The sequence below is a fragment of the Gemmatimonadota bacterium genome, assembly GCA_041390125.1.
Taxonomy (GTDB): domain Bacteria; phylum Gemmatimonadota; class Gemmatimonadetes; order Longimicrobiales; family Gaopeijiaceae; genus JAGQIF01.
This window is the reverse complement of record JAWKQN010000009.1, coordinates 1-24,710: the sequence shown is the minus strand read 5'-3', so window position 1 is coordinate 24,710 and position 24,710 is coordinate 1. Positions and strand designations below refer to the sequence as shown.

The window sequence follows — 24,710 nt, the reverse complement described above, 5'->3', positions numbered from 1 at the left end:
ACCCACAGCACACGGCTTCATGCCCCGAGACGTCTGGATCGTCGACGCCCTTCGCACGCCCATCGGCCGCCATGGAGGCGCGCTCGCGCCGGTCCGCCCGGATGACCTGGCGGCCGTCACGCTGACCGCCCTTCTCGCGCGGACCGGCCTCGACCCCGCCCTCCTCGACGACGTGATCTTCGGCTGCACCAACCAGGCGGGCGAGGACAACCGCAACGTGGCGCGCATGGCCCTCCTGCGGGCCGGGCTGCCGGTCACGGTGCCCGGCGTGACGGTCAACCGCCTCTGCGGATCCGGCATGCAGGCGGTCCACCAGGCCTTCCACCAGATCCGCGCCGGCGAGGGCGAGGTGTTCATCGCGGGCGGTGTGGAGAGCATGAGCCGGGCGCCGTGGGTGACCCTCAAGCCGGACACGGGCTGGCCGCGGGGCGCGCCCGAGGTGGCGGACACCGTCCTGGGGTGGCGCTTCACCAATCCGGCGCTCCCCGCACAGTGGACCATCGGGCTCGGCGAGACCGCCGAGGTGGTGGCGGACGAATTCGGCGTCACGCGGGAAGCGCAGGACGCCTTCGCGTTGGAGAGCCAGCGGCGGGCCGGAGCCGCGCTCGACGCGGGCCGCTTCGTGGACGAGATCGCGCCCGTGAGCATCCCCCAGCGCAAGGGGGACCCCGTGGTGGTGGACACCGACGAGCACCCGCGGCCGGACACCACGGCCGAGGCGCTCGCCCGCCTGCGTCCGGTCTTCAAGACCGGAGGGACGGTCACGGCCGGCAACTCGTCCGGGCTGAACGACGGGGCAGCGGCCCTCCTGGTCATGGAGGCCGAGCGGGCCCGGGCCCTGGGGCTCTCCCCGCTGGCCCGGGTGGTCTCCACGGGCACGGCCGGCCTGGAGCCGCATCGCATGGGGATGGGGCCGGTCCCGGCCAGTCGCACCGCCCTGACGCGCGCGGGTCTGGCCGCACCGGACGTGGACCTCGTGGAGCTGAACGAGGCGTTCGCCGCGCAGGCGCTGCCCTGCATGGCGGAGCTCGAGCTGGATCCGGCGCGCGTGAACGTGAACGGCGGCGCCATCGCCCTGGGGCATCCGGTCGGCTGCTCCGGCGCGCGCATCCTGGTGACGCTCGTGCACGAGATGAAGCGGCGCGGCAGCGGCAGCGGCCTCGCGAGCATGTGCATCGGCGTGGGCCAGGGCATTGCCACCGTCGTGGAGGGCGCATGAACATCGAGCGCGTGGCCGTGCTCGGAGCCGGCACGATGGGCCACGGCATCGCCCAGGTGGCCGCGCAGTCCGGCTTCACGGTGGTGCTGAACGACGTGACCGCCGAGGCGGTCGACACGGGTCTGGCGCGCGTACGCGCGAACCTGGACAAGGGCGTCGCGCTGGGGAAGGTGGCCGCGGACGCGCGCGACGCCACGCTCGGCCGCCTGTCGGGCTCGCAGCGCGTCGCGGACGCCGTCGCGGACGCCGACCTCGTCATCGAGGCCATCCCCGAGCGTGCGGACCTCAAGCGGGCGCTCTTCGCGGAGGCGGTCGCCGCGGCACCGGCCGGCGTGCTGCTGGCCACCAACACGTCCTCCCTGTCGATCGCGGAGCTGGCCGACGGCGTTCCCGATCCGGGTCGCTTCCTCGGGCTGCACTTCTTCAATCCCGTGCACATCATGGCGCTGGTGGAGGTCGTGCACGGCCCCCGCACCACGCCCGCGACCACGGAGGCCGGGGTGGCGTTCGCGCGCGCGCTCGGCAAGGAGCCCATCGTGGTCAAGGATTCGCCCGGCTTCGCCTCCTCGCGCCTGGGTGTGATCCTGGGCCTGGAGGCGATGCGCATGGTGGAGGAAGGCGTGGCCAGCGCCGCCGACATCGACAAGGCCATGGAGCTCGGCTACCGCCACCCCATGGGCCCGCTGAAGCTCACCGACCTGGTCGGGCTCGACGTGCGTCTGGGCATCGCGGAGTACCTGCACGGTGCGCTCGGTGCGGAGCACTTCCGCCCCCCGGCGCTGCTGCGCCGCATGGTGGAGGAAGGGCGGCTGGGCAAGAAGTCCGGCCAGGGCTTCTACGACTGGAAGGACGGAGCGCGATGAGCGACGAACCGAGCGTCGTGGTCACGGTCGAGCCGCCGCTCGCCTGGATCCGGATCAACCGACCCGACAAGCTCAACGCGCTGAACGAGGACGTGCGCCAGCGCATCATGGCCGCAGTGGACACGTTGGCGGACGACGACCGCGTGAAGGTGGCCATCCTCCACGGCGCGGGCGACAAGGCCTTCGTGGCCGGAGCCGATGTCGCCGAGTTCGCGGCGCGGGAGCCGGTGGAGCAACGCCGCATGTACGAGCTGCGCCGCGTGTACGACGCGGTCGCGGAGTTCCCCAAGCCCATCATCGCCGCCGTGCACGGCTACTGCCTGGGCGGGGGCTCCGAGCTGGCGCTCGCCTGCGACGTGCGCGTGGCGGACCGCACCGCCTCGTTCGCCCAGGCCGAGATCCGGCTGGGCCTGATCCCGGGCGCGGGCGGCACGCAGCGCCTGGCGCGCCTCGTGGGCCCGGGCCAGGCGATGCGCATCGCGCTCACGGGCGACCCGATCGACGCGGAGGAAGCGCACCGCATCGGACTGGTGGAGATCCTCGTCGACGAAGGCCAGCACCTGGAGCGGGCCCGCGAGCTGGCCGGGCGCATGGCGCGCTGGAGCCCGGTCGCGCTGGCCCTGGCCAAGCGCGCGGTGGGCGCCGCGTCCCAGATGCCGTTGACCGAAGGCCTGGCTCTGGAGAAGGAGCTCTTCCTCACCGCGTTCGCGAGCGACGACGGTCGCGAAGGGGTACGCGCCTTCATCGAGAAGCGCCGGCCGGAGTTCAAGGGATCGTGAGGGTCAAGGTCACGATCGTCTACCTGGTGCTGATGGCGCTGGCCACCACCTGGCCGGGTGCGCTGATCGCCAATCGCGTGCGCCCCCACGTGTTCGGCATCCCGTTCAACTTCGCGTGGTACGCCGCCTGGATCGTGGGCGCGTTCGTGGTCCTGCTCTGGCTGGACGCGGACCAGCAACGGCGCGAGCGGGACGGCTAGCGTGGAGCGCTGGGTCGTCGTCACGACCATCCTGGTCATCTACCTGGGCGTGACGCTCGGGATCGGGCTGAAGGCCGGCCGTCGGGCCAGCCACAGCGTGCAGGGCTACGTGGCGGGAGACCGCTCGTTCGGTCTGTTGGTCATGTACTTCGTGACCGGCGCCAGCGTCTTCTCCGCGTTCGCGTTCCTGGGCGGGCCGGGATGGGCCTATTCGCAGGGTGCGGCGGCCTACTACATCCTGGCCTACGGCGTCCTGGGGATGGGCTGGTGGTACTGGTTGGGTCCCCGGGTCGCGGACGTCGGGCGCCGGCGGGGCTTCGTCACCCAGGCACAGTTGCTCGCCGGCCGCTTCCCCTCACGCGGGCTCTCGGCCACGCTGGCCGTGCTGGCCGTGCTGGCCTTCATCCCGTACGTGACGCTCCAGATGTCCGGTGCGGCCATCGTCATCCAGGCCGTCACCGAAGGGCACGTCCCCATCTGGTTGGGTGCGGCGCTGTCCTACGGCGTGGTGGTGCTGTACGTGCTGCTGGGCGGCGTGGCGGCGGTGGGGTGGACCAACACGTTCCAGGGCATCTTCATGCTGTCGATCGCCTGGACGTTGGGGCTCTACCTGCCGATCCACATGTATGGCGGGGTGGCCGAGATGTTCGCGCAGATCGAGACCGCCCGTCCCGACCTGCTCGCGCTCCCCGGGCTGACGGCCAGCGGGGCGCCGTGGAGCTGGGGCGGGTTCTCCAGCGCGATCCTCGTCAGCGCCGTCGGCCTCATGATGTGGCCCCACCTCTTCATGAAGGCGTTCACGGCCAAGGACGATCGTACCATCCGCCGCACGGCCGTGCTCTTCCCCACCTTCCAGCTCTTCCTGATCCCGGTCTTCCTGATCGGCTTCGCGGGGGTGCTCTATCCGGGCTCACCGCCGCGCGCGGACTTCATCCTGCCCTATCTGATCCTGGAGTCCAACCTGTCCCCGCTGGTCGTGGGACTCTTCTGCGCGGGTGCGCTGTCGGCCTCCATGTCCACGGGGGACGCGCTGCTGCACGCGGCCGCGTCCGTCGCGGTCGAGGACGGCGTCCATCCGTTCGCGCCCCGGCTGGGCGAAGAGACCCGTCAGCTCTGGATCAAGGTGGGCGTGGTGCTGGTGGCGCTGGTGGCCTATGCCTTCGCGATCTCGGGCAACCAGTCGCTGGTGGTGTTGCTGCTCACCGCGTACGGCATCATCTGTCAGTTCGCCCCGCCGGTCGTCGCGGCGCTCTACTGGCGCCGCGCCACCACGCCGGGCGTGTTGGCGGGGTTGCTGTCGGGATCGGCCACGGCGTTGTTCTTCTACTTCAACGGCAACCGGCCCTGGGATCTGCACGAGGGCCTGCTCGGCCTGTTCGTCCACATCCCGGTGCTCATCGGTGTGAGCCTGGCGACACCTCGGCAGGACGACGCGCACGTCGACCACTTCGTCCGGTAGGTGATCCGGGCCGGGACGCCCCGACCGCCCACCCCGCCAACCCGATCGGGTCGGAGAGGGATCAGGTCGTGCCCGGGCGGCGGGCGGAGGTGAGCGTAGCCACGACCTCGGATCCACGACCGGCGGGCACCCGCACGGGATAGGCGCTACCGGGCGGGGTGACGCCCTTCAGGAAGTGCGGGTTCAGGTCGCGCAGCACCGGATACTCCACACCGATGCGCTGCGACACACGCCAGAGCGAGGTGCCGGCCGGGACCAGCACGCGGTCGAACGCGTAGGGGGCATGGTAGTCCACCTGCAGCCCCAGCTCCGGCGCCCGCTGCGCCAGCGTCCGCGCCGCCAGGATGCGCGGCACGTACTCCCGCGTCTCACGCGGCAGGTGCTGCACCACCTCCCAATAGATGCGCGCGTCGGCCTCGGGCCCATGACGTCGCAGCAGACGCGCCACGCGCGTGGGCCCCGCGTTGTACGCGGCGGCGGCCAGCGGCCAGGAGCCGAAGCGATCGTGCAGGTGCTGCAGGTAGTCGAGCGCGGCGTTGGTGGCGCGCACCGGATCGCGACGCTCGTCCACCCACTCGTCGACGCGCAGGCCGAACTCACGAGCCGTGGCTTCGCGCAGCTGCCAGATCCCGAGCGCGGAATCCGGCGACATCACACGCGGACGAAGCCCCGATTCCACCATCGCCAGATACAGCAGGTCTTCGGGCATGCCGCGCTCGCGCAGACGCGCGCGGATCATGCCGGCGTACGCGCCCTGGCGTGACAGGAAGCGGTTGAGCGTGATCGGGTCCGTGGCCAGGAGACGATCCGTCCACTCCGTGACCTGGGCTTCGAGCTCGGGAGGAAGCTGATCCCAGGGCTCGAAGGCGACGAGCTCGGGACGTTCGACCTTCGGCGCCTCGCTACGGGGAAGCAGCGTGGGACGTCCGAAGGCGGTCACTCCGAGGAGCAGGGCGCCCCAGACCAACAGGGTCGCTCCGCGGGATGGACGCACCTCGCCCCGGGGGGAGCGAGGGGGATTGGACTCCGTACTCATGTCCATGAGGTACGGCTCCTGGATGCGGAAAGATCCGCCCCCGCGGGTGCGGGGGGCGGATCTTCAGCAGTGATCGAAGCTTACGATGCGGCCGGGTAGACGGACACGATCTTCCGCCCGTGGCGGCGCTCGAACTTCACCTCACCATCGACGAGGGCGAACAGCGTGTCGTCGCCGCCGCGGCCGACATTGCGGCCGGGACGGATGGGCGTACCGCGCTGACGGACGATGATCCCGCCGGCCCGGATGGCCTCGCCGCCGTACGTCTTGACGCCGAGATACTGGGGATTGGAGTCGCGGCCGTTGCGGCTCGAGCCGACTCCCTTCTTATGAGCCATGGTCCTCTCCTCGAGCGGCGATCAGAGAGCGACCGAGTCCACGCGGATCTCGGTGAAGCCCTGCCGGTGACCCTGCTTCTTGCGGTAGCCTTTCCGGCGCTTGCGCTTGAAGACGATGATCTTCTTGTCGCGGCCGTGGCCGATGACCTCCGCCTTGACGGATGCACCGGAGACGACCGGCGTGCCGACGGAGACCGAGTCGCCGTTGGACGCGACCAGGACGTCGTCGAACGTGACGCTGTCGCCGGGCTCGGCGTCGAGCGTGGGAACCCGGAGGGTAGCCCCCGGCTCCGCCCTGAACTGCTTGCCCCCGGTGCGGAAGACGGCGTACATGGTGTCCTCTTTGTAGGTCAGATCTGAGCCTGGTAAGGTAAAATCCGGGCTGCGGGGCTTCAAGGGTCGGGCGGGAAACGCCGTCAGGACGGGCCGGAGGAGCCCCGGTGGGACCGGCGGCGGCCCGGTCGAGCGGCGACGGAGTCGCGGGCTGCCCGTCGCCCGGCCCTCGGCGGACCGGCGACGGAGGCGGCGGCCCGACCAGGCGGGAACGGAGGGACGATCCCCCCCGCCGGACGGGCGGGAACGGACGGACCCTCCCTCCCGCCGGACCGACGAAGGCCCGGGGCGGACGCTGGGTCCACCCCGGGCCTCCTGGACTGCCCGGTGGCATCGCCTCCTCCATCGGGCGGAACGCCGGCCGTTTTCTGCGGCTCCGGCCACGGGGTCGGCTCCGTGGCCCGTCCCGGGCGAGGACGTGGGCCGCACCCTCCGCTCCATGCCGCGCCACCTTCGGCATGCCTCCATCCGGAGGCGCGGGGGACCTGCGGGCCTGCGGGGCCCGCCGGTGGCTCCACCATCGTGGCCGGGCGTCCGCGCGGCCCATGGATCGGAGAGCTATCTGCTCGATACACCCGGACCCGCGGCCGGGCAAGCCTGGCGTGGACGGCCCACGTCAGGGCGTGACCGGACGGGCTGCGGCACCGGCGACGGGGGATGTGGCTCAGGCCCCCGGGCCTGTACGAGGGACGGGACGAGGGACGGGACGCCTAGTTCCCGTTCCCCGGGTCGCCGTCCATCACGTACTTCTGCGTGACGTCGGTCTCGGCCGGGCCCACCAGGAGGCGGAATTCGTCCTGGTTGAGGAGCGGATCGTCCCGCACGTCCACCTTCAGCCGGGTGCGCCGCTGGATCCGCTCCACGAAGTCGGGCTCGGACTCCATCATGTGCAGCACCACCTCGGGGTGGGTGCGCACGACCACCGTGCGTTCCTTCCCCTCTGCGTGGATGCGGCCGAGCGCGCGCTCGGTGGCCCGTAGCACGGAGCTGGGCGTGTACACCCGTCCCTTGCCCCCGCACTGGGAGCACATCTCGGTGAGCGCCGTGAAGAGCGGCGGCCGCACGCGCTGGCGGGTCATCTCGATCAGACCGAGCGCGGACAGCTCGAACGTCTTGGTACGGGCGCGGTCGCGCCCCAGGTGGGAGCGCAGCTCGTGCAGCACCTTGTCGCGGTGCTTCTGCTGCTCCATGTCGATGAAGTCGCAGACGATGATGCCGCCCACATCCCGGAGGCGCAGCTGACGCGCGATCTCGCGCGCGGCGTCCAGGTTGGTCTTGAGGATGGTCTCCTCGGGGTCCTTCTTGCCCTTCCCCGTGAAGCGACCGGTGTTGACGTCGATCGAGACCAGCGCCTCCGTGGGCTCGATGACGATGTAGCCCCCCGACGGGAGATCCACCCGGCGCTGGAAGGCGCCCTGGATCTCCTCCTCGATGCCTTCCTTGTCGAAGAGCGATTCCTCGCCCTGGTAGAGCTTCACGCGGCCCACGAGGTCGGGATCGACGCTGCTCACGTACGAGCGGATCTCGTCGTAGACCTGCTTCGCATCCACGGTCAGCCGCTCGAAGCGGTCGCTGAAGAGGTCGCGGATGATGCCGCTCACGAGGTGCGCACCCCGGTGCACGCGCGCGGGCGCCTCCGCCTCCTTGGCCGCCGCCTCGATCTGGAGCCACGTGCCGCGCAGCTCGTTGAACTCCGCCTGGAACGTGTCGCGGTTGAAGTCCTCGCCCACCGTGCGGACGATGATCCCGCCCTGGTCCTTGGGCAGGATCTCCTTGGCGAGCGAGCGCAGGCGGCTCCGCTCCGCGCGGTCGCCGATCTTGCGGCTCACGCCCACCCGCGACGAACCCGGCATGTAGACCAGGAAGCGGCCGGGCAGCGAGATGTGCGTGGTGAGGCGGGGGCCCTTGGTGCTGATGGGCTCCTTGGTCACCTGGACGATGACCGTCTGGCCCTTGGAGATGTATTCCTGGATGGGCGGGAACTTGCGGGCCCGTCGGGGCGGGCGGCCGTTGGAGCGGCCGCTGCGGCCGTTGCCGCCGCCGTTCCCGTTCCCGCTGTCGTCCCCGGAGGGGGTCTCCTCGCCGTCGGAGGCGTCCTCCCCTCCGCCGCCTCCCCCGCCCTTGCGGCCTCGGCGTCCGCGCCGGCCGCCCTTGGCACGCGGCTGGGGCTCCGGCTCGTCGTCCTCCTCCTCCTCGGGCGCGATGTCCGAGACGTGGAGGAACCCGGCCTTGTCGGTCCCGATGTCCACGAAGGCCGCCTGGATGCCCGGCAGCACGGCTTCGACCCGCCCGAGGAAGATGTCGCCGACCATGCGGCCCTGGTCGGGCCGGTCGAACATGAACTCCACGAGCTTTCCGTTCTCGAGCAGCGCCACCCTCGACTCGTGCGAGGACGCGCTGATCAGGATCTCTCTACGCACTCCTGGTTCCGGTGTCTCCCGGAGGACCGCCGTCGCCGCGCTCGTTCTGCGACCCCGGGCTCGTCCGGGCGTGGCCGCCTGCGGGACGAGCACCGGCCGTCGCGCGTCGCGCGCTCGGGCCTCCTCCGAACGGGTCTAACGGGCCAGCGCGCCCACACGGGCCTCCGCGGTCTCCGGCTCGGAGACGGCGTCCCAGGGCTCCGCCAGCAGGTCTTCCAGCACTTGCTTCTGGAGGAAGCGACCGATCACGAGCTTCTGCACCTCGCTGGTCCCTTCCCCGATCTCGCAGACCTTCGCGTCGCGCAGCATGCGCTCGACGGGGTGGTCGCTCGAATACCCCGCGCCTCCCAGGATCTGCACGGCCTGGATCGTGGCCTTCATGCAGAGCTCGGACGCGTACAGCTTGGCCATCGCGGCTTCCTTCGTGAACGGCTGCCCCTGGTCCTTGAGCCAGGCGGCGTGATACGTGAGGTGGCGCGCGGCCTGGAGCTCGGTGGCGAGCTCCGACAGACGGAACTGCACCGCCTGCAGGTCGAAGATCTTCTTGCCGAATTGCTCCCGCTCGCGGGCGTAGGCCAGGGCCACGTCGAAGGCGCCCTGCGCGAGGCCCAGCGACAGCCCCGCGATGCCGATCCGACCCGCGTCCAGGGTCTTCATGAAGTTGATGAAGCCCTGCCCTTCCTCGCCGAGACGATTGGCCTCCGGCACGAACACGTCCTCGAGCAGCAGCTCGCGCGTGTCCGAGGCCCGCCATCCCATCTTGTCCTCCTTCTTCCCGGCCTTCACGCCGTCCAGGAAGGGAAGGTCCTCCACGTGTCCCATGCCGACCCGACGCGCGCGCTCCACGTCCACGGTGGGCTTGGTGACCACGAAGCTGGTGATCCCGCGCGCGCCGGCCTCGGGGTCGGTCACGGCGGTCACGGTGAAGATCTCGCCCACGCCGGCGTGGGTGATGAAGATCTTGGCGCCGTTCAGGCGATAGCCGTCCCCTTCCCGCACGGCCCGGGTCCGGGTGCCGCCGGCGTCGGAGCCCGCGCCCGGCTCGGTCAGGCCGAACCCACCCAGGACACGGCCGGAGGCCAGGAGCGGCACGAAGCGCTCCTTCTGGTCCTCGGTGCCGAAGGTGAGGATGGGGGAGGTGCCCAGCGTGGTGTGGGCCGAGATGGTGATGGCGTGGCTGGCGCAGAACTTGGCCAGCTCCTCCACCACCAGGATGTAGCTCCGGTAGTCCAGGCCCATGCCGCCGAGCTCGCGCGGCACCGGCACCCCGAGCCATCCCCGCTCCGCCATCGCGCGCACGTTCTCCCAGGGGAACTCGCAGCGCTCGTCCAGGTCCCGGGCCACGGGGACGATGGCTTCCAGGGCGAAGTCTCGGACGGCGCGCTGTAGCGCGCGGTGCTCGTCGGTCAGGTACGGTTGCATGGGCTCCGGATGTACGCACGGGGCCGCAGGCGGCCGGTGGCCCGCCGAGTACGGCCCCGCGTCCCCAGGTCGAGGCACGGTTACCCGCCTGTGCGGCCGAGGGTCCGGCGCCACACCGCCGTGCGCGCGCAGCGGTCGCAGGCCTCGCATTCGCTGGGTGCGGACTCCCCGAACCAGCCCAGGAGGACCCGTCGCCGGCAGCCCCGGGTCCGCAGGAACCGCTCCGCGGCCGCCAGCCCATCCACCCCCTGGCGCCGGAGCGCCCGGACGGGCCCGAGGTCCAGCGGGCCCTCGTGGATGTGCAGGAGGCCGTCCTCCCGGACGCTCAGACCGCCCGCGGCCTCGAGCCCCCGCAGGGCCGCGGGGCCGGCCTGCCCCGCCCAGGCCGGGGCCAACCCGGTGCGGAGGCGGTCCGGCCGGACGGGGCGCCCCGGCCCGAAGACCCGGAGGAGCACCGCGTGGAGCTCGGCCAGGCGGTCGGGTGGCGGGCGGGAGCTGTCCAGCAGCCCGCGCCGCAGGTCCCGGTCGGCGGGGGCGTCCAGGGCCAGCACCCGGGCCGGGCGGCCGTCGCGGCCCGCGCGTCCGGCTTCCTGGTAGTAGGCCTCCAGGGAGGCGGGGACGCTGTGGTGGGCCACGAGGCGTACGTCCGGCCGGTCGATCCCCATCCCGAACGCGTTGGTGGCCACGAGCACGGGGTGGCGGGCCTCCAGGAACCAGCGCTGGGCCTCCAGCCGGAGGGGGGCGTCCAGCCCGGCGTGGTAGGGGCGCGCCTCCAGGCCCGCCCGGGCCAGCTCGGCGTGGACGGCCCGGACGGCGCGCCGGGTCCCCGCGTAGACGATGGCCGAGCTCCAGGGCGCCTCGGCCAGCGCCCGCCGGAGCGCCGGGAGCAGCACGTCCCGCTTGGCGCCCGGTCCCGCGCAGCGGACCACGGTCCAGGACAGGTTGGGGCGGTCGAACGACAGCACCACCTGCTCCGGGGTGCGCAGGTCGAGCACGCGGGCCACGTCCAGCCGGACCGCCGGGGTGGCCGTGGCCGTCAGGGCCAGCACGGGGAAGGTGCGGGGCCGGGCCAGCGCCTCGCCCAGGCGCCGGTACGACGGCCTGAAATCGTTCCCCCACAGGGAGATGCAGTGCGCTTCATCCACCACCACGAGAGACACCGTCCCGGCCCTGAGGAGGCGCCGGACGGGCTCCTGCTCCAGCCGTTCCGGGGCCAGGAACACGAGGTCCAGCTCCCCGCGGGCGGCCGCCTCCAGCGCGGCCCGGTTGCGCCCCGGAGCCCGGGTGGACCCGAGGCCTTCGGCCCGGAAGCCCAGGGCGCGGGCGCGCCCCACCTGGTCGTCGATGAGGGACAGCAGCGGGGTGACCACCACGGACAGCCCACCGCGCGCGGCGGCCGGGACCTGGTAGCACAGGGACTTCCCGCCCCCGGTGGGCAGTACGCCCAAGGCGTCACGGCCCGCCAGGACCGCTTCGATGAGCGGGCGCTGACCGGGCCGGAAGGCGGGCAGGCGGAAACGGTCGCGCAGGAGGCGGTCGAGGTCGGGCGGCGCGTGCATGAGGCACGATCGCGCGACGCCCGGGGCGGGTGGAGGGTGGGTTGGGCCCGGTCGGGCTCAGCCGGCCGGAGGCGCCGTCTCCTCGTCCTCGCCGGCATCGCCGGGGGCGCCTTCGGGACCTGAGGTGACGCTTCCGGCGGTGAAGCGCAACAGGAAGGCCACCAACAAGATGGCGATCGCGACCCAGACCAGGATCCGGGAGGGCAGCACCATCCCCACGACCGCGCACCCCCCGCCCAGCACGAACAGCGCCCCGCGCGCCACCAGGAAACGGCCGGGGCCGGCCGAGCGTGAGGGGCGAAACGCCATCGCTACCGGCGCTGGCCGGCCAGGAAGGCGCGCACGCCGGCCTTGAAGCTGTCGGTGGAGCGGGCGCGGGCGTTGACCTGGGCGCCCAGGGCGATGCCCTCCGCGAACGACCGCCCGTCCTGGTCGTACAGGAGCGCTTTGGTGGTCCGCACGGCGTCGGTCGGTTTGGCAGCCAGCCCCCGGGCCAGCTCCACCACGGCGTCGTCGAACGCCTCGTCCGGGAAGACCCTGGAGACCAGGCCGAGCGCGTGGGCGCGCTCGGCGCCGATCCGCTCGCCGAGGACCGCCAGGTCGAACGCGGCCGCCTCGCCCACCTTCCGGCGCAGGATGGCCATGACCATGGCCGGCACGAAGCCCAGGTTGACCTCGGGGTATCCGAACTGCGCGCCCGCGCTGGCCACGACCAGATCGCAGGCCGTGGCCAGCCCGCAGCCCCCGGCGAGCGCCCGCCCCTGCACCGCCGCGATGACGGGGACCGGGTGCGCCCTGAGCGCCAGGAACAGCCCGCCCAGGCGGTTGGCGTTCTCCAGGTGGGCGTCGGGGCCGTCGTCCAGGGTGCGCTCGAGCTCGGCCAGGTCCGCCCCGGCCGAGAAGTCCTTGCCCGCCCCCCGGAGCAGCACGACCCGCACGTCCGGACCGGAGGTGGCCCGGTGCAGGGCTTCGGAGAGCGCCGCGACGAGGGTCGAGTCGAGCGCGTTGCGCTTGTCGGGCCGGTTCAGCGTCAGCGTGAGGACGCCGGCCTCGAGCGACTGGAGCAGGACCTCGCTCATGCGCCCGTCCCCTCGCGGAGCCCGGGCCGGCGCACCGGACTCACGCCCCGGTCCCGGACGGCAGCCGCCCGCGACCACGGGTGGCTTCGGCCACCGCCTCGGGCACTTCGACCTCCATGCGCAGCAGCGCGGTGGAGAAGACCTTGCCCTGAGCGTCCGTCAGGAGCGAGACCGTGCCGCCCCCGCCCAGCGCCCCGTGCAGCAGGAAATTCAGCGCGTGCAGGTTGGGCAGCTCGTACCGCTCGACCTTGCCCTGGACGCGCTCGCCGAAGAACGCCTTCACCCGCTCCGGGGTGAGCTGCTCCACCAGCACCGGGTAGTCCTCGGGGCGGTAGGCGATCACCCCCACGTTGGCGGTGTCGCCCTTGTCGCCCGAGCGGGCATGCGCGAGCTGGACCAGCGGGACGCGGACCATCAGACCTCCAGCACGTCGACGGCGAGATGCGGCTCGACCGCCTCGCGGCGGATGAGCGCCGGCCAGTAGGCCACGATCTCCTGCACGGCGGGACGCCCGCCCGCGAAGCCGGTCACGGACGGCGGACCGGTGAGCACCAGCGGAGCGATCTCGCGCGTGAAGCGCTCGACCGCCGCCCGGTCCTGACCCCGGACGCCGATGCGGAGCTGCACCTCGGGCAGGTCCGCCGGGGGATCGCCCGCCAGGTGCCCGTGGGTGGCGTCCCAGCCGACCAGCTCCGTGCGGATCTCGTCGAAGCGGAGGCCCAGGCGGTCCAATCGGGCGCGGAGCACCCGGTCCGCCTCTCGGGCCTTGGCCACCGCGTCCGGCCAGGCGTAGACCAGCGTCCCCACCGCCTTCCAGCCGTCCGCATAGGCGATCGAGACCTTGAGAAACTCGGTGGGGTGGGAGCCCTTTACTCCATGTACGGCAACACGATCGCCGCCCTGGTCATCCAGGTGGATGGTGGTGAAGTCCGCCACCACGTCCGGCGTGATGTACGTGCGGGGGTCGCCCATCTCGTAGACGATCTGCTCGGTCACGGTGGCGCGGCTGATGCGGCCGCCGGTCCCGCCGTGCTTGGTCACCACGAACGTCCCGTCCGGGCTGGCCTCCACGATGGGGAAGCCCACGTTCTCCAGGTCGGGGACGGTCCACCAGTCGATCAGGCAGTTGCCGCCCGAGCACTGGGCCCCGCACTCGTTGATGTGGCCGGCGACCACGCCGGCCGCAATGCGATCGTAGTCCGCCCAGTCCCACCCGAAGGCGTGGATCATGGGCGCGTACGTGAGCGCCGTGTCGGTGGAGCGCCCGGTGACGACCACGTGGGCGCCCTTGCCCAGGGCCTCGACGATGGGGCGGGCTCCGATGTAGACGTTGGCGCTCTGCACCCGGTCGCGGATGCTCTCGAGCGGGGCGCCGCTCTCCATGTTGGCCAGCGCATGGCCTTCGGCCAGGAGCGCATCGAGGCGCTCCATCAGGTCGTCGCCGGTCACCTTCCCCACCCGGGCCCGACCGGCCACCCCGGCCTCGCGCCCGGCGGCCACCAGGGCCTCGGCGCACCCGTCCGGGTTCACGCCGCCGGCGTTGGTGACCACGCGCACGTTGCGCTCCACACAGGCGGGGAAGATCCGCTGCATGAGCGGGATGAAGTCGCGCGCGTACCCGGCGTCCGGGTTCCGGCTGCGCTGCTTCTGCATGATCGACATCGTGACCTCGGCCAGATAGTCGAGCATCAGATAGTCGATGGGGCCGCCTTCCACCTGCCGGACGGGCGCCTCCAGGTCGTCTCCCCAGAAGCCCTGTCCACTCGCGATGCGGATCCGCTCCGGCGCGCTCACGCGACACCTCCCGCCTGGCCGTGGGGCAGCGTGAACGGTCCCAGGTGGGGACCGGGGTTGGAGAGTCCGGAGCGCAGCAGGAGCTCCAGCGCGTCGTGCAGCTCCTCCGGCAGGACGATCGCGTCCACGAAGCCACGGGCGGCGGCGAAGCGCGCATCGAGCTGGCGGTCGTACTCGGCGCGCACGGCGTCCATGCGCGTGGTCAGATCCTCGTCCGGCACCTGCCCGGCCTCCTTGAGCTTCTCGAGCTGCGCGCTGAAGAGCGCCATGACCGCGCTCTCCCCTTCCATCACGCCCATGCGGCCGCTGGGGAGCGAGAGGATGAAGTCGGGATCGAAGCCCTGCCCCGCCATGGCGTAGTAGCCCGCGCCCGACGCGTGGTTGAGCGTGAGCACCAGCTTGGGCACGGTGGCGGTGGCCATGGCCTCCACGAACTGCGCGCCCGCACGGATGATCCCGGAGTGCTCCGCCGCGGGGCCCACCATGAACCCGGAGACGTCCTGCACGAACAGGATCGGTGTGCGGTGCCGGTTCATGGTCTCGATGAAGTACGCGACCTTCTCCGCGCTCTCGGTATAGACGATCCCCCCGAAGCGGGGCGGCCCGGAGCGCGCGTCCTTGACCATCCCGCGCGCGTTGGCGATCACGCCCACCGGGAGGCCGCGGATGCGGCCGGTGCCACAGACCATCTCGGCCGCGTAGTCGGGCTGGAACTCCAGCCAGGTGTCGGCGTCCAGCAGGACGTCCAGCACGGCGTGCGCGTCATAGGGCGCGCGGTGGTCGTCGGGCAGCAGATCGTAGAGCCGCTCCGCGCGTCCGTCGGGACCCGACACCGGGCGGGCCGGCAACGCGCCCGGCGGCGGGGGCAGCTCGCCGATCAGACGGCGCAGCAGGTCCAGACCGGCGTCGTCGTCCTGGGCGCGGTAATGCGCCACCCCGCTCACGGCGGTGTGCACGCGCGCGCCGCCCAGCTCCTCGGACTCCACGACCTGTCCGGTGGCGCCTTTCACGAGGTTGGGTCCGCCGAGCCCCATGAAGCTCGTGCCCTCGATCATCACGATGACGTCCGACAGCGCGGGCAGGTACGCACCGCCCGCGATGCACGGTCCCATCACGGCGGCGAGCTGGGGCACACCCAGGTAGCGCCGCATGATCGAGTTGTAGTAGAAGATGCGCGCCGCGCCGTACTGTCCCGGGAACACGCCGCCTTGATACGGCAGGTTCACGCCGGCGGAATCCACCAGGTAGACGATCGGGATGCGGCAGCGCATCGCGATCTCCTGCGCGCGCAGGATCTTGGTGATGGTCTCCGGCCACCAGGAGCCCGCCTTCACGGTGGCGTCGTTGGCGACCACGACCACCTCGCGGCCGCGGGCGCGTCCCACCACGGTCACCACGCCGGCCGCAGGCGCCTGGCCGTCGTAGAGGTCGTGGGCCACCATCAGCCCGATCTCCACGACGGGCTCGCCTTCGTCCAGCAGGCGGGTGATGCGCTCGCGCGCGGTGAGCTTGCCCTGGGCGTGCTGGCGGGCGCGGCGTTCGACGCCGCCCCCTTCCTCCAGCGTGCCGCGCAGCTCCTGGAGCTCCGCCGCGAGCGCGCGGAGCCGGGTCTCCTTCCCGGTGGGCGCGGCGGGCGCGCTCACGTGGAGAGCGCGTCCTCGCTCCGCGACGCCGCCCAGTCGCGGATGTACTGCACGGCTTCGCTGGTGGGAGAGCCGGGGCCGAAGAGCCTACCGATGCCCCGCGCCTCGAGCGCGTCGCGGTCCTCCTCGGGGATGATGCCGCCGCCCGTGAGCAGGATGTGGTCGGCGCCTTCCGCCTTCAGCAGCTCCTGCACCCGCGGGAACAGCGTCATGTGCGCGCCGGAGAGGATGGACATGGCCACCACGTCCACGTCCTCCTGGACGGCGGCCGCGACGACCATCTCGGGCGTCTGGTGCAGCCCCGTGTAGATGACCTCGAAGCCCGCGTCGCGGAACGCGCTGGCGATGACCTTGGCTCCCCGATCGTGCCCGTCCAGGCCGGGCTTGGCGACGAGCACACGAATCTTCCGGTCCATAACCCTGCTTTCGCTAGAAGAACACCGGTTCCTTGTAGCTGCCGAACACACGCTCCATGGCGTGGCGGATCTCGTACAGCGTGGCTTCCGAGCGCGCGCACTCCAGGATGTAGGGGACGAGGTTGTCGTCCCCGCGTGCGGCCTGCTCCAGCGCGGCCAGCGCGCGCTCCACCCGGTCGCCGTCCCGACGGGCGCGCAGGTCGGCCATGCGCGCGCGCTGCCGCTCCTCCACGTCGGGGTCGATCTTGAGCGTGTCGATGGACACGTCCTCGTTGCCTTCCTCGAACTCGTTGACGCCGACGATGACCCGCGCGGCGGCCTCGATCTCCTGCTGCTGCTGCAGCGCCGAGCGGGCGATCTCGGCCTGGAACCACCCCTGGTGGATCCCCGGCACCACGCCGCCCAGCTCGTCGATGCGGTCGAACATGGCCTCGGCGTCCGCCTCGAGCTCGTCGGTGAGCGCCTCCACGTAGTACGAGCCCGCCAGGGGGTCGATGGTGTTGGGCACGCCGGTCTCGTAGGCCAGCACCTGCTGGGTACGCAACGCGATGCGCACGGCCTTCTCGGTGGGCAGCGCGAGCGTCTCGTCCATGGAGTTCGTGTGCAGCGACTGCGTGCCGCCCAGCACGGCCGCCAGGGCCTGGTAGGCCACGCGCACGATGTTGTTCTCCGGCTGCTGCGCCGTGAGCGTCACTCCGGCGGTCTGGGCGTGCGTGCGCAGGCGCCACGACTCCGGATTGGTGGAGCCGTACTTCTCGCGCAGCGTGCGGGCCCAGATGCGGCGGGCGGCGCGGAACTTGGCGATCTCCTCGAAGAAGTCGTTGTGCACGTCGAAGAAGAACGACAGGCGCGGCGCGAAGTCGTCCACGTCCAGGCCACGCGCGATGCCGCGCTCGACGTACTCGAACCCGTTGCGCAGCGTGAAGGCCAGCTCCTGCGCCGCCGTGGCACCCGCCTCGCGGATGTGGTAGCCGGAGATCGAGACCGGGTTGTACTTGGGCGCGTTCGTGGAGCACCACTCGAACATGTCGACGATCAGGCGCAGCGCCGGCTCCGGCGGATACACCCAGGCGTGCTGCGCCTGGTACTCCTTGAGGATGTCGTTCTGCACGGTGCCGCGCAGCACGGACGGGTCGATGCCCTGACGCTCGGCGGCGGCCACGTAGAAGCAGAACAGGATGACGGCCGGACCGTTGATGGTCATGGAGACCGACACCTGGTCCAGCGGGATGCCTTCGAACAGCCGCTCCATGTCGGCGAGCGAGCTGATGGCCACACCGCACACGCCCACCTCGCCGAGCGAGCGGGGGTGGTCGGAGTCGTAGCCCATGAGCGTGGGGAAGTCGAACGCGACGGACAGCCCCGTCTGGCCGTGGGCCAGCAGGTACTTGTAGCGCGCGTTGGTCTCCTCGGCGGTGGCGAAGCCCGCGAACTGCCGCATGGTCCACAGCCGGGTCCGGTACATGGTGGAGTACGGACCGCGCGTGAACGGGTACTCGCCCGGCAGGCCGAGCTGGTCCGCGTAGGGGTCGCCGCCCCCATCCAGCGGCGTGTAGAGCGGGGCGACCTCGCGGCCGGAGACCGTGGTGAACGGGATGTCCCGCTTGGGGGCCGCCTCGTACCGGTCGTACCAGGTGGCCAGCTCGCTGCGCAGGCGCCGTACCTCGGCCTCGTGCTCGGCGAGCTCCGACTCCAGACGCGCCAGCGCGTCGTTCTCCACGATCGACATCCGTTCCTCCCTGAAACGCCAGCGAGCCCCACGCACGGATGCCGCCCTGCTCCGGCGACCCCCGCGCGCCTCCTGGGCCCGGTACGGCTCGGCTTACCCCTTGGGGGCGAGCATGTTCTGGACCACGGACTCCGCCACGGAATACGGCGTCGCGGCCCCCGATTCGATCCGGTCGAGGCCGTCCTGGAGGATGTCCTGGGCTCCCGGCCGACTCCACGCCAGGCGCCCGAGCTGGCGCTCGACCACGTCCACCACGCGGCCCTCCGCCCGGGTCCGGCGGCGCCGGCGCAACTCGCCCGTGGCCTCCAGGTGGTCCCGGTGCCGGTCGATGGCCTCCAGCAGCTCCGGGAGCCCTTCGCCGGTCTGCGCGACCGTCTTCAGCACGGGGATCTGCCAGCCCTGCGGCTCGGCGGGGGCCTTGGCGCGGGTCCTGTCCTTCCGGACCGCGTCCAGTTGCACGCCGTGATGGGCGGGCACGTCCTTGAGGGCTTCCCCGGCGCGCAGGTGGATGGCGAACGACAGCTCCTTGGCCAACCGGTCGGCACCGGGCCGGTCCGCCTTGTTGACCACGAAGATGTCGGCGATCTCCATGAGGCCCGCCTTCATGGCCTGGATGCCGTCCCCCGACTCGGGGACGAGCGCCACGAGCACGGTGTCGGCGGCCGACTGGATCTCGAGCTCGGTCTGACCCACCCCCACCGTCTCGACGATCACCCGGTCGAAGCCGAACCCGTCCATGAGGTCGATGACCTCCTCGGTGGCCATCGCCAGACCGCCGAGCGAGCCGCGCGTGGCCATGGAGCGGATGAAGATCCCGGGATCCGTGGCCAGGTCGTTCATGCGGATGCGGTCCCCGAGCAACGCGCCACCCGAGAACGGCGAGGTGGGGTCCACGGCCACGATGCCCACCGTCTCTCCCCGCGTGCGGAAGTGCGTGGCCATCTGCGCCACCAGGCTGGACTTCCCCGCCCCGGGCGGCCCGGTCACCCCGATGCGGCGGCCCTGGAGGCCTTCACGGGTCACGGCGTGCAGCAGCGCCTGGAAGCCGGGTCGCTCGCCTTCGACCGCGCTGATGGCACGGGCCAGACCCAGGCGTGCGCCGGAGCGGAAACGTTCCAGCACGTCCTCCAGGGCGGGCGTGAGCGCCTCGAGCGGGGTCAACGGGAGCCTCCGGGACGGATGCCGCGGGCGTGCCGCAACGGGTTCTCCAGCAGATGCGTGGGGATGAAGAGCACGAGCAGGAACAGGAAGAGGGACGCGAGGAGCCCCCCGGCCAGGAGCCAGAGGTTGCGGACGGCCACGAAGAGCACCGCCGAGATCATGGCGGTGACGGACGCGAAGATGGACAGGAGCAGCCGGCGCGCCTGCAGGTGCAGGAAGCGCTCCTGGGCCTGCACGTCACGCGGATGGAGCCGCACGCGCAGTTCCTCGCGCTCGGCGCGCTCCAGCAGCTGGCGCACCGCCCGCATGACCTGGGACACCTCGCCCACGGCGTCGCGGGCGATGGCGACGGGCTCCCGGCGCGTCGTGTCCAGGATCTGGCGGCGCAGCGCCTTGACCACGCGGCGCACCAGCCCCAGGCCGTCGAAGCCGCGGTCGTACAGGATGCCGATCCCCTCCAGCAGCACCGAGGCGCGGAAGAAGTAGACCAGCTCCTGCGGCAGCATCAGCGGCCAGGTGTAGAACGTGTCGTAGATCTGCGTGACGATGTGCTCGATGCGCTCGCGGTTCGAGCCCTGGGCCCGCTCCACGATGCGCAAGATCTCCATGGCCGCCTCACGCACCTCGCCGCGCGACACCTCGGGGCTGATCATCCCGAGCTGGTACATCTCGTTGATGATGGCGTCCAGGTCCTCGCGCTCGACCGCGAGCGCGATGTGCAGGATGGACTCGCGCGTCCAGCGCGGCACCTCCAGCACCATGCCCCAGTCCAGCACCACGATGGTGCCGTCGTCCTGGACCAGCAGGTTGCCCGGGTGCGGATCGGCGTGCAGGAAGCCGTCCACCATCATCATGCGCAGGTAGAGACCCGTCAGGTTCTCCATGACCTGCTGGAAGTCCAGACGGCCATCGTCGAAGTGGTCCTGGAGCCGGTCGATCTTGGTGCCGCGCGCGTACTCCATGACCAGCACACGTCGGCGCGTGAAGCGCGGCAGCACGGCCGGCGCGCGGAAACGTGGATCAGCGTCGAAGAAGCGGTGGAAGCGGTCCATGTTCTCCGCTTCCTTCCGGAAGTCCATCTCCTCGCCCACCTTCACCGAGAACTCGCGCACCGTGGCCGTGAGCGCGCGCACGTGGTGGTTGGGGAAGAGGATGTTGAGCCAGTAGAGCAGCCGGAAGGACACGTCCAGGTCCAGGGCCACCAGCTCCTCGACGCCCGGGCGCAGCACCTTCACCACCACGTCGCGCCCTTCCACGCGGGCCCGGTGCACCTGCCCCAGGGACGCGGCCGCCACGGGCTCGGCCTGGAAGTCCTGGAACAGCTCCGTGACCGGCTGCTCCAGCTCGGCCTCGATGACGCCGATGATGGCCTGCGACTTCGACGGCGGCACCCGGTCCTGCAGCCGCGTGATGGCCGACAGGTAGGGCTCGGGCAGGATGTCGGCGCGGGCGCTCAGGAGCTGCGCCAGCTTGATGAAGGTGGGTCCCAGGTCGGCCAGCGTGGCGCTCAGGCGATCGGCCCGCCGGGCGTGCTGCTCCTCCGTGCGGAGTGCGGGCCGCCCCACCACGAACCAGCGCCGCCGGTCGCGCAGGAACGCGAAGGCGAAGGGCAGCAGTCGGCGCGCGACCCCGAACGTGCGGCCGAAGCGCGTCATAGCAGCAGGGCGCTGGCCAGACCCAGCAGGAGCATGAAGCCGCACAGGTCGGTGAAGGTCTGCACGAACACCGACGACGCGACGGCGGGGTCGACCCCGACCCGGCTCAGGAACGTGGGCACGAAGGCGCCCGCGAAGCTGGCCACGACCAGGTTGCCCCACATGGCCAGCAGGACCACCAGCCCCAGGCTGGGCCGGTCGAACCACAGCGCGCCCACCGCGGCGGCCAGGCCGCCGATCAGCACGCCGTTGGTCAGCCCCACCAGCACCTCCTTGCCCACGGCGCTCCAGGGTCGCTCGCCCAGGTCGCCTTCGGCCAGCGTGATGCGGCGCAGCGTCACCGCGAGGGACTGCACACCGGCGTTGCCGCCCAGCGCCGCGATGATGGGCATCACGAAGACCAGGGCCACGTCGCCTTCGATGACGTCGGCGAACAACCAGATGACGGACGCCGCGAGCGAGGCCGTCACCAGGTTGAGGCCCAGCCAGGGCAGACGCGAGCGCACGGCGTCCACCCAGCCGCCGCGGATCTCCTCCTCGTCGCCGACGCCGGCCAGGCGCAGGAGGTCTTCCGTCTGCTCCGCTTCCAACACGTCCAGGACGTCGTCGAACGTGATGCGGCCCAGCAGGTGTCCACGCTCGTCCACGACGGGCACGCTGACGAGGTTGTAGCGGGCCATGAGGCGGCCCACCTCCTCCTGGTCGGTGTCGGCGCTCACCTGGACGGGCACCGGCACCACCAGCTCGGCCACCTCCTCGGCGGGCTCGGCCAGGATGAGGTCGTTCAGCGGCACGGTGCCCAGCAGGCGCCGCGCCTTGTCCACCACGAAGACGGCGTAGAAGTCGCCGATCTCGCGCCCCTGCCGGCGCACCTCGGCGATCGCCTCGCCGGCCTGCAGCGTGGAGACGATCGAGACGAAGTCCGTGGTCATCAGACCACCGGCGGTCTCCTCGTCGTAGCGCAGCAGGCCGCGCAGCTCGACCGCCTCGTCCGCCGGCAGCTCGGCCAGCACGCGCGCCTGGTCGGGCGGGTCCAGCTCGGCGATCAGGTCGGCCGCGTCGTCGACCTCCAGCTCGGACAGGAGCGCGGCCCGCGTGGCGGGCGCGAGCGCGGCCAGCAGCTCGCCGCGGTCCTCGCCCTCCTCCATCTCCGCCAGCGCCTCGGAGGCCAGCTCGAGCGGCAGGGCCCGCACGATGGTGAGCTTGAGCTCCTCGCGCTCGACGGATTCCAGCAGGTCGGCGATGTCACTCGGGTGCAGCTCGTCCAGCAGCTCCAGGATGCCGGGCTCGTCCCCCGCCTCGGCGCGCGCCACGAGCGCGTCGAGCAGGCCCTCGTCGTCGCGCGGCCACTCAGGCGCGGCCATGATCCACCCCTCTCTCCAGGCACTCCGCCACGAGCGCTTCCTGCCGCTGGAAGAACGGGCTGCCGGCCCGCTCGTCCGCCGCGTCCGGATGGTCGTGGCCCAGCAGGTGGAGCGTGCCGTGCACCGCCAGGCGCACCAGCTCCTCGGCCAACGGCACGCCATGCTCCGCGCTCTGCCGCTCCGCCTGCTCCCACCCGACGTAGACGTCCCCCAGCAGGGGCTCACCGTCCCCGTGCAGCGCGAACGACAGCACGTCCGTGGTGCGGTCGTGCGCGAGCCAGCGGCGGTTCAGGTCCTGCATGGCGGGATCGGCGAGCAGGGTGAGCGAGACCTCGCCCTGGTCCACGCCTTCGCGGGCCAGCACGTGGCGCACGGCCTGCTCCAACCGGTCCGCGTCCACGGCGAACGCCTCCGGATTGACCTGCACCCGGAGCACGGGCTCCGAGCTCACCGCGCCACCGGGCGCGCCTCGGCCGGCGCGTCCGTCAGGTGCTTGGTGGCGGGATAGTCGATGCGCTGGTGGTACATGCCCTCCAGCACCTTGATGATCTCCTCGCGTACGCGGGTGATCTCGCCCAGCGTGAGCGGCGCCTCGTCCAGCTGACCGTCGCGGATCTTGGTGTCGAAGATGGTGACCACCAGGTCGCGGATGCGCTCGCGGGTGGGATCCTGCAGGGCGCGCGCGGCGGACTCCACGGAGTCCGACAGCATGAGGATGGCGGTCTCGCGCGTCTGGGGCCGGGGGCCCGGGTACCGGAACAGCTCATCCGGGAGATCGGCGTCCGGACCGTTCTCCTCCCGCGCCTTGTTGCGGAAGAAGCCGATCTCCTGCGTGCCGTGGTGCTCGAGGATGAAGTCCAGGATCACGGGCGGCACGCGCGCTTCACGCGCCAGGCGGTGCCCCTCGGTCACGTGCTCGCGCACCAGCGCGGCGGACGTCTCGGGCTTCAGGTGATCGTGGGGATTGCGCGTGCCCGGCTGGTTCTCGATGAAGTACTGGGGCTTGAGCATCTTGCCCACGTCGTGGTAGAACGCCCCCACCCGGCAGAGCAGCCCGTCCGCATCGATGGAGTTGGCCGCGGCCTCCGCCACGTTGGCCACCGAGATGGTGTGCGCGTACGTGCCCGGCGCCTCGCGGGCCAGGCGCCCGAGCAGCGGCCGCGTGGGGTCCGCCCACTCCAGCAGCGTCTGCGGCGTGGTGATGCCCGTGAACCACTCGAACACCGGCAGGAAGCCCATGGCCAGGATGGCGCTACCAGCCGCGCCCAGCGCCGCCCACGGCAGCGCGGTGAGCGCCGAGCCCTCCCCTTCCATCAGCCATACCGCGAGCAGGCTGAGCGAGTGGGCCACCGCGATGATCAGCATGAAGGCCCAGAACTGCGAGCGGCGCCGCACCACGCGCACGGACAGCGCGCCCGCCGCGCCCGCCACGAGCAGCGTGGGCGTGAGCATCAGACCGTCGAAGGGCCGGAGCGCGCCCGTCATGACGGCCAGCACCACGGTGAAGATCAGGGCCATGCGGCCGTCCCAGAGCACGGCCACGGTGAGCGCCACGAACGGGACCGGCAGCAGCTCGGGCGGCAGTCCGCGCGAGCCGATCACGGCGGCCGTGCCGAAGTACGCGGCCGTGAGCGCGGTGAGCACCAGCAGCCAGCGGTAGTTGCGGTAGACCTGGTCGCGGAAGAAGTAGAGCAGCCCGCCGAAGACCAGCAGCAGCAAGGAGTGGAACAGCACGCTGCCCAGCAGCCCGCTCCAGCGCCAGCCGGCCGCGTCGCCCACCCCCAGCGCGCGCTGCGCCTCCGCGTAGGCGTCCAGGCGCTCCATCTCGTCCTGGCTGATCAGCTCGTTGGCGCGCACGATGGCCTCGCCCATCTGCACGTTGGACTTCACGAGCTGCACCGCGCTCTGCGCCTGCGAGCGCTCCTCGCGGGTGAGCATGGCGTTGAAGACCAGCGACGGCCGCATGTGCCGGATGAGGATGAGCCGGAGCGCGCCCTGCGCATCGGGATGAGCCCACCCGACCGGCAGACGACGGGCGGCCGCGTCGAAGAAGTCCCCGACGGACATGACCGAGCTGCGCTCGACGGTGCGGTCGCTGTCGCGGTCGCGCAGACGGAGCAACTCCGCGCCGGCCAGCTCCGGGTCCAGCGGTTCGTGGACGCCGTTCTGGATCAGGTCCTGCACGGCGCGCACGGCGGTGGTACGCAGCGCCTGCCGGCCCTGCGGATCCAGCAGGACGGC

23 protein-coding genes are annotated in these 24,710 nt (G+C 71.8%); 5 read left to right on the top strand and 18 right to left on the bottom strand.

All coding sequences use genetic code 11. From position 1 onward, the window contains the following. Positions 1-19: 19 nt before the first annotated feature. Genes R3E98_10620 through R3E98_10600 form a run of 5 tightly spaced genes read left to right on the top strand, consistent with a single transcriptional unit; the run spans position 20 to position 4,520 of the window. Positions 20-1,219 carry a thiolase family protein gene (locus R3E98_10620; GenBank protein ID MEZ4423857.1) on the top strand — a complete coding sequence of 400 codons (1,200 nt, stop codon included), beginning with the start codon at positions 20-22 and terminating at the stop codon, positions 1,217-1,219. After that, positions 1,216-2,082 (top strand): 3-hydroxyacyl-CoA dehydrogenase family protein, encoded by an 867-nt coding sequence (locus tag R3E98_10615; protein ID MEZ4423856.1) that lies wholly within the window; start codon positions 1,216-1,218, stop codon positions 2,080-2,082. Before R3E98_10620 ends, R3E98_10615 begins: the two co-directional genes overlap by 4 nt. Beyond that, positions 2,079-2,861, top strand: a complete 783-nt coding sequence (locus tag R3E98_10610) for an enoyl-CoA hydratase-related protein (protein ID MEZ4423855.1) — start codon at positions 2,079-2,081, stop codon at positions 2,859-2,861. The genes R3E98_10615 and R3E98_10610 overlap by 4 nt, the downstream gene beginning before the upstream one ends. Continuing rightward, positions 2,858-3,061 (top strand): hypothetical protein, encoded by a 204-nt coding sequence (locus R3E98_10605; GenBank protein ID MEZ4423854.1) that lies wholly within the window; start codon positions 2,858-2,860, stop codon positions 3,059-3,061. The genes R3E98_10610 and R3E98_10605 overlap by 4 nt, the downstream gene beginning before the upstream one ends. A 1-nt stretch (position 3,062) precedes the next feature. Further along, on the top strand, positions 3,063-4,520 hold the full coding sequence (locus tag R3E98_10600) for a sodium:solute symporter family protein (protein MEZ4423853.1): 1,458 nt from the start codon (positions 3,063-3,065) through the stop codon (positions 4,518-4,520). A gap of 61 nt (positions 4,521-4,581) precedes the next feature. On the opposite strand, the gene R3E98_10595 is transcribed toward R3E98_10600, so the two are convergent. From R3E98_10595 to R3E98_10510, 18 genes are all read right to left on the bottom strand, one after another. Continuing rightward, complete coding sequence (locus tag R3E98_10595) at positions 4,582-5,562, bottom strand: lytic transglycosylase domain-containing protein (GenBank protein MEZ4423852.1); 981 nt, start codon at positions 5,560-5,562, stop codon at positions 4,582-4,584. A 74-nt stretch (positions 5,563-5,636) separates the two neighbouring features. Next, entirely contained in the window at positions 5,637-5,894 is a 258-nt protein-coding gene (rpmA, locus tag R3E98_10590) for a 50S ribosomal protein L27 (protein MEZ4423851.1), read from the bottom strand. A gap of 21 nt (positions 5,895-5,915) precedes the next feature. After that, the gene (gene rplU / locus R3E98_10585; protein MEZ4423850.1) at positions 5,916-6,227 is read right to left on the bottom strand and encodes a 50S ribosomal protein L21; all 312 of its coding nucleotides are present in this window, start codon (positions 6,225-6,227) and stop codon (positions 5,916-5,918) included. Between the two features lie 710 nt (positions 6,228-6,937). After that, positions 6,938-8,647: an Rne/Rng family ribonuclease gene (locus R3E98_10580; protein ID MEZ4423849.1), complete on the bottom strand. Its 1,710-nt coding sequence runs from the start codon at positions 8,645-8,647 to the stop codon at positions 6,938-6,940. A 135-nt stretch (positions 8,648-8,782) separates the two neighbouring features. Next, entirely contained in the window at positions 8,783-10,069 is a 1,287-nt protein-coding gene (locus tag R3E98_10575) for an acyl-CoA dehydrogenase family protein (GenBank protein MEZ4423848.1), read from the bottom strand. An 80-nt stretch (positions 10,070-10,149) separates the two neighbouring features. After that, entirely contained in the window at positions 10,150-11,628 is a 1,479-nt protein-coding gene (locus tag R3E98_10570) for a RecQ family ATP-dependent DNA helicase (GenBank protein MEZ4423847.1), read from the bottom strand. A gap of 57 nt (positions 11,629-11,685) precedes the next feature. Beyond that, positions 11,686-11,937 (bottom strand): hypothetical protein, encoded by a 252-nt coding sequence (locus R3E98_10565; GenBank protein ID MEZ4423846.1) that lies wholly within the window; start codon positions 11,935-11,937, stop codon positions 11,686-11,688. A gap of 2 nt (positions 11,938-11,939) precedes the next feature. Next, entirely contained in the window at positions 11,940-12,707 is a 768-nt protein-coding gene (locus R3E98_10560; GenBank protein ID MEZ4423845.1) for an enoyl-CoA hydratase/isomerase family protein, read from the bottom strand. A 40-nt stretch (positions 12,708-12,747) separates the two neighbouring features. Then, positions 12,748-13,122: a hypothetical protein gene (locus tag R3E98_10555; protein ID MEZ4423844.1), complete on the bottom strand. Its 375-nt coding sequence runs from the start codon at positions 13,120-13,122 to the stop codon at positions 12,748-12,750. Beyond that, entirely contained in the window at positions 13,122-14,501 is a 1,380-nt protein-coding gene (locus tag R3E98_10550) for an acyclic terpene utilization AtuA family protein (GenBank protein ID MEZ4423843.1), read from the bottom strand. The genes R3E98_10555 and R3E98_10550 overlap by 1 nt, the downstream gene beginning before the upstream one ends. After that, positions 14,498-16,144 carry a carboxyl transferase domain-containing protein gene (locus R3E98_10545; GenBank protein ID MEZ4423842.1) on the bottom strand — a complete coding sequence of 549 codons (1,647 nt, stop codon included), beginning with the start codon at positions 16,142-16,144 and terminating at the stop codon, positions 14,498-14,500. The genes R3E98_10550 and R3E98_10545 overlap by 4 nt, the downstream gene beginning before the upstream one ends. Next, on the bottom strand, positions 16,141-16,560 hold the full coding sequence (locus tag R3E98_10540) for a cobalamin B12-binding domain-containing protein (GenBank protein MEZ4423841.1): 420 nt from the start codon (positions 16,558-16,560) through the stop codon (positions 16,141-16,143). The genes R3E98_10545 and R3E98_10540 overlap by 4 nt, the downstream gene beginning before the upstream one ends. Before the next feature lie 13 nt (positions 16,561-16,573). Then, positions 16,574-18,289 (bottom strand): methylmalonyl-CoA mutase family protein, encoded by a 1,716-nt coding sequence (locus R3E98_10535; protein MEZ4423840.1) that lies wholly within the window; start codon positions 18,287-18,289, stop codon positions 16,574-16,576. Between the two features lie 93 nt (positions 18,290-18,382). Beyond that, the gene (meaB, locus tag R3E98_10530; protein ID MEZ4423839.1) at positions 18,383-19,450 is read right to left on the bottom strand and encodes a methylmalonyl Co-A mutase-associated GTPase MeaB; all 1,068 of its coding nucleotides are present in this window, start codon (positions 19,448-19,450) and stop codon (positions 18,383-18,385) included. Further along, positions 19,447-21,105 (bottom strand): AarF/UbiB family protein, encoded by a 1,659-nt coding sequence (locus R3E98_10525; protein ID MEZ4423838.1) that lies wholly within the window; start codon positions 21,103-21,105, stop codon positions 19,447-19,449. Before R3E98_10525 ends, meaB begins: the two co-directional genes overlap by 4 nt. Then, positions 21,102-22,469 (bottom strand): magnesium transporter, encoded by a 1,368-nt coding sequence (mgtE, locus tag R3E98_10520; protein ID MEZ4423837.1) that lies wholly within the window; start codon positions 22,467-22,469, stop codon positions 21,102-21,104. Before mgtE ends, R3E98_10525 begins: the two co-directional genes overlap by 4 nt. Then, positions 22,456-22,920, bottom strand: a complete 465-nt coding sequence (ybeY, locus tag R3E98_10515; protein MEZ4423836.1) for an rRNA maturation RNase YbeY — start codon at positions 22,918-22,920, stop codon at positions 22,456-22,458. Before ybeY ends, mgtE begins: the two co-directional genes overlap by 14 nt. After that, positions 22,917-24,710, bottom strand: a 1,794-nt coding sequence (locus tag R3E98_10510; GenBank protein ID MEZ4423835.1) for an HDIG domain-containing protein, incomplete at its 5' end; no start/stop codon positions are given. The genes ybeY and R3E98_10510, both read right to left, overlap by 4 nt.

Bases quoted from the DNA above. Each gene is read 5' to 3' on its own strand.
- rpmA (MEZ4423851.1), bottom strand. From the start codon at position 5,894: ATGGCTCATAAGAAGGGAGTCGGCTCGAGCCGCAACGGCCGCGACTCC.
- R3E98_10535 (MEZ4423840.1), bottom strand. From the start codon at position 18,289: ATGTCGATCGTGGAGAACGACGCGCTGGCGCGTCTGGAGTCGGAGCTC.
- R3E98_10595 (MEZ4423852.1), bottom strand. From the start codon at position 5,562: ATGGACATGAGTACGGAGTCCAATCCCCCTCGCTCCCCCCGGGGCGAG.
- R3E98_10575 (MEZ4423848.1), bottom strand. From the start codon at position 10,069: ATGCAACCGTACCTGACCGACGAGCACCGCGCGCTACAGCGCGCCGTC.
- rplU (MEZ4423850.1), bottom strand. From the start codon at position 6,227: ATGTACGCCGTCTTCCGCACCGGGGGCAAGCAGTTCAGGGCGGAGCCG.
- R3E98_10615 (MEZ4423856.1), top strand. From the start codon at position 1,216: ATGAACATCGAGCGCGTGGCCGTGCTCGGAGCCGGCACGATGGGCCAC.
- R3E98_10570 (MEZ4423847.1), bottom strand. From the start codon at position 11,628: ATGCACGCGCCGCCCGACCTCGACCGCCTCCTGCGCGACCGTTTCCGC.
- R3E98_10525 (MEZ4423838.1), bottom strand. From the start codon at position 21,105: ATGACGCGCTTCGGCCGCACGTTCGGGGTCGCGCGCCGACTGCTGCCC.
- R3E98_10610 (MEZ4423855.1), top strand. From the start codon at position 2,079: ATGAGCGACGAACCGAGCGTCGTGGTCACGGTCGAGCCGCCGCTCGCC.
- R3E98_10560 (MEZ4423845.1), bottom strand. From the start codon at position 12,707: ATGAGCGAGGTCCTGCTCCAGTCGCTCGAGGCCGGCGTCCTCACGCTG.
- R3E98_10540 (MEZ4423841.1), bottom strand. From the start codon at position 16,560: ATGGACCGGAAGATTCGTGTGCTCGTCGCCAAGCCCGGCCTGGACGGG.
- mgtE (MEZ4423837.1), bottom strand. From the start codon at position 22,469: ATGGCCGCGCCTGAGTGGCCGCGCGACGACGAGGGCCTGCTCGACGCG.
- R3E98_10565 (MEZ4423846.1), bottom strand. From the start codon at position 11,937: ATGGCGTTTCGCCCCTCACGCTCGGCCGGCCCCGGCCGTTTCCTGGTG.
- R3E98_10555 (MEZ4423844.1), bottom strand. From the start codon at position 13,122: ATGGTCCGCGTCCCGCTGGTCCAGCTCGCGCATGCCCGCTCGGGCGAC.
- R3E98_10620 (MEZ4423857.1), top strand. From the start codon at position 20: ATGCCCCGAGACGTCTGGATCGTCGACGCCCTTCGCACGCCCATCGGC.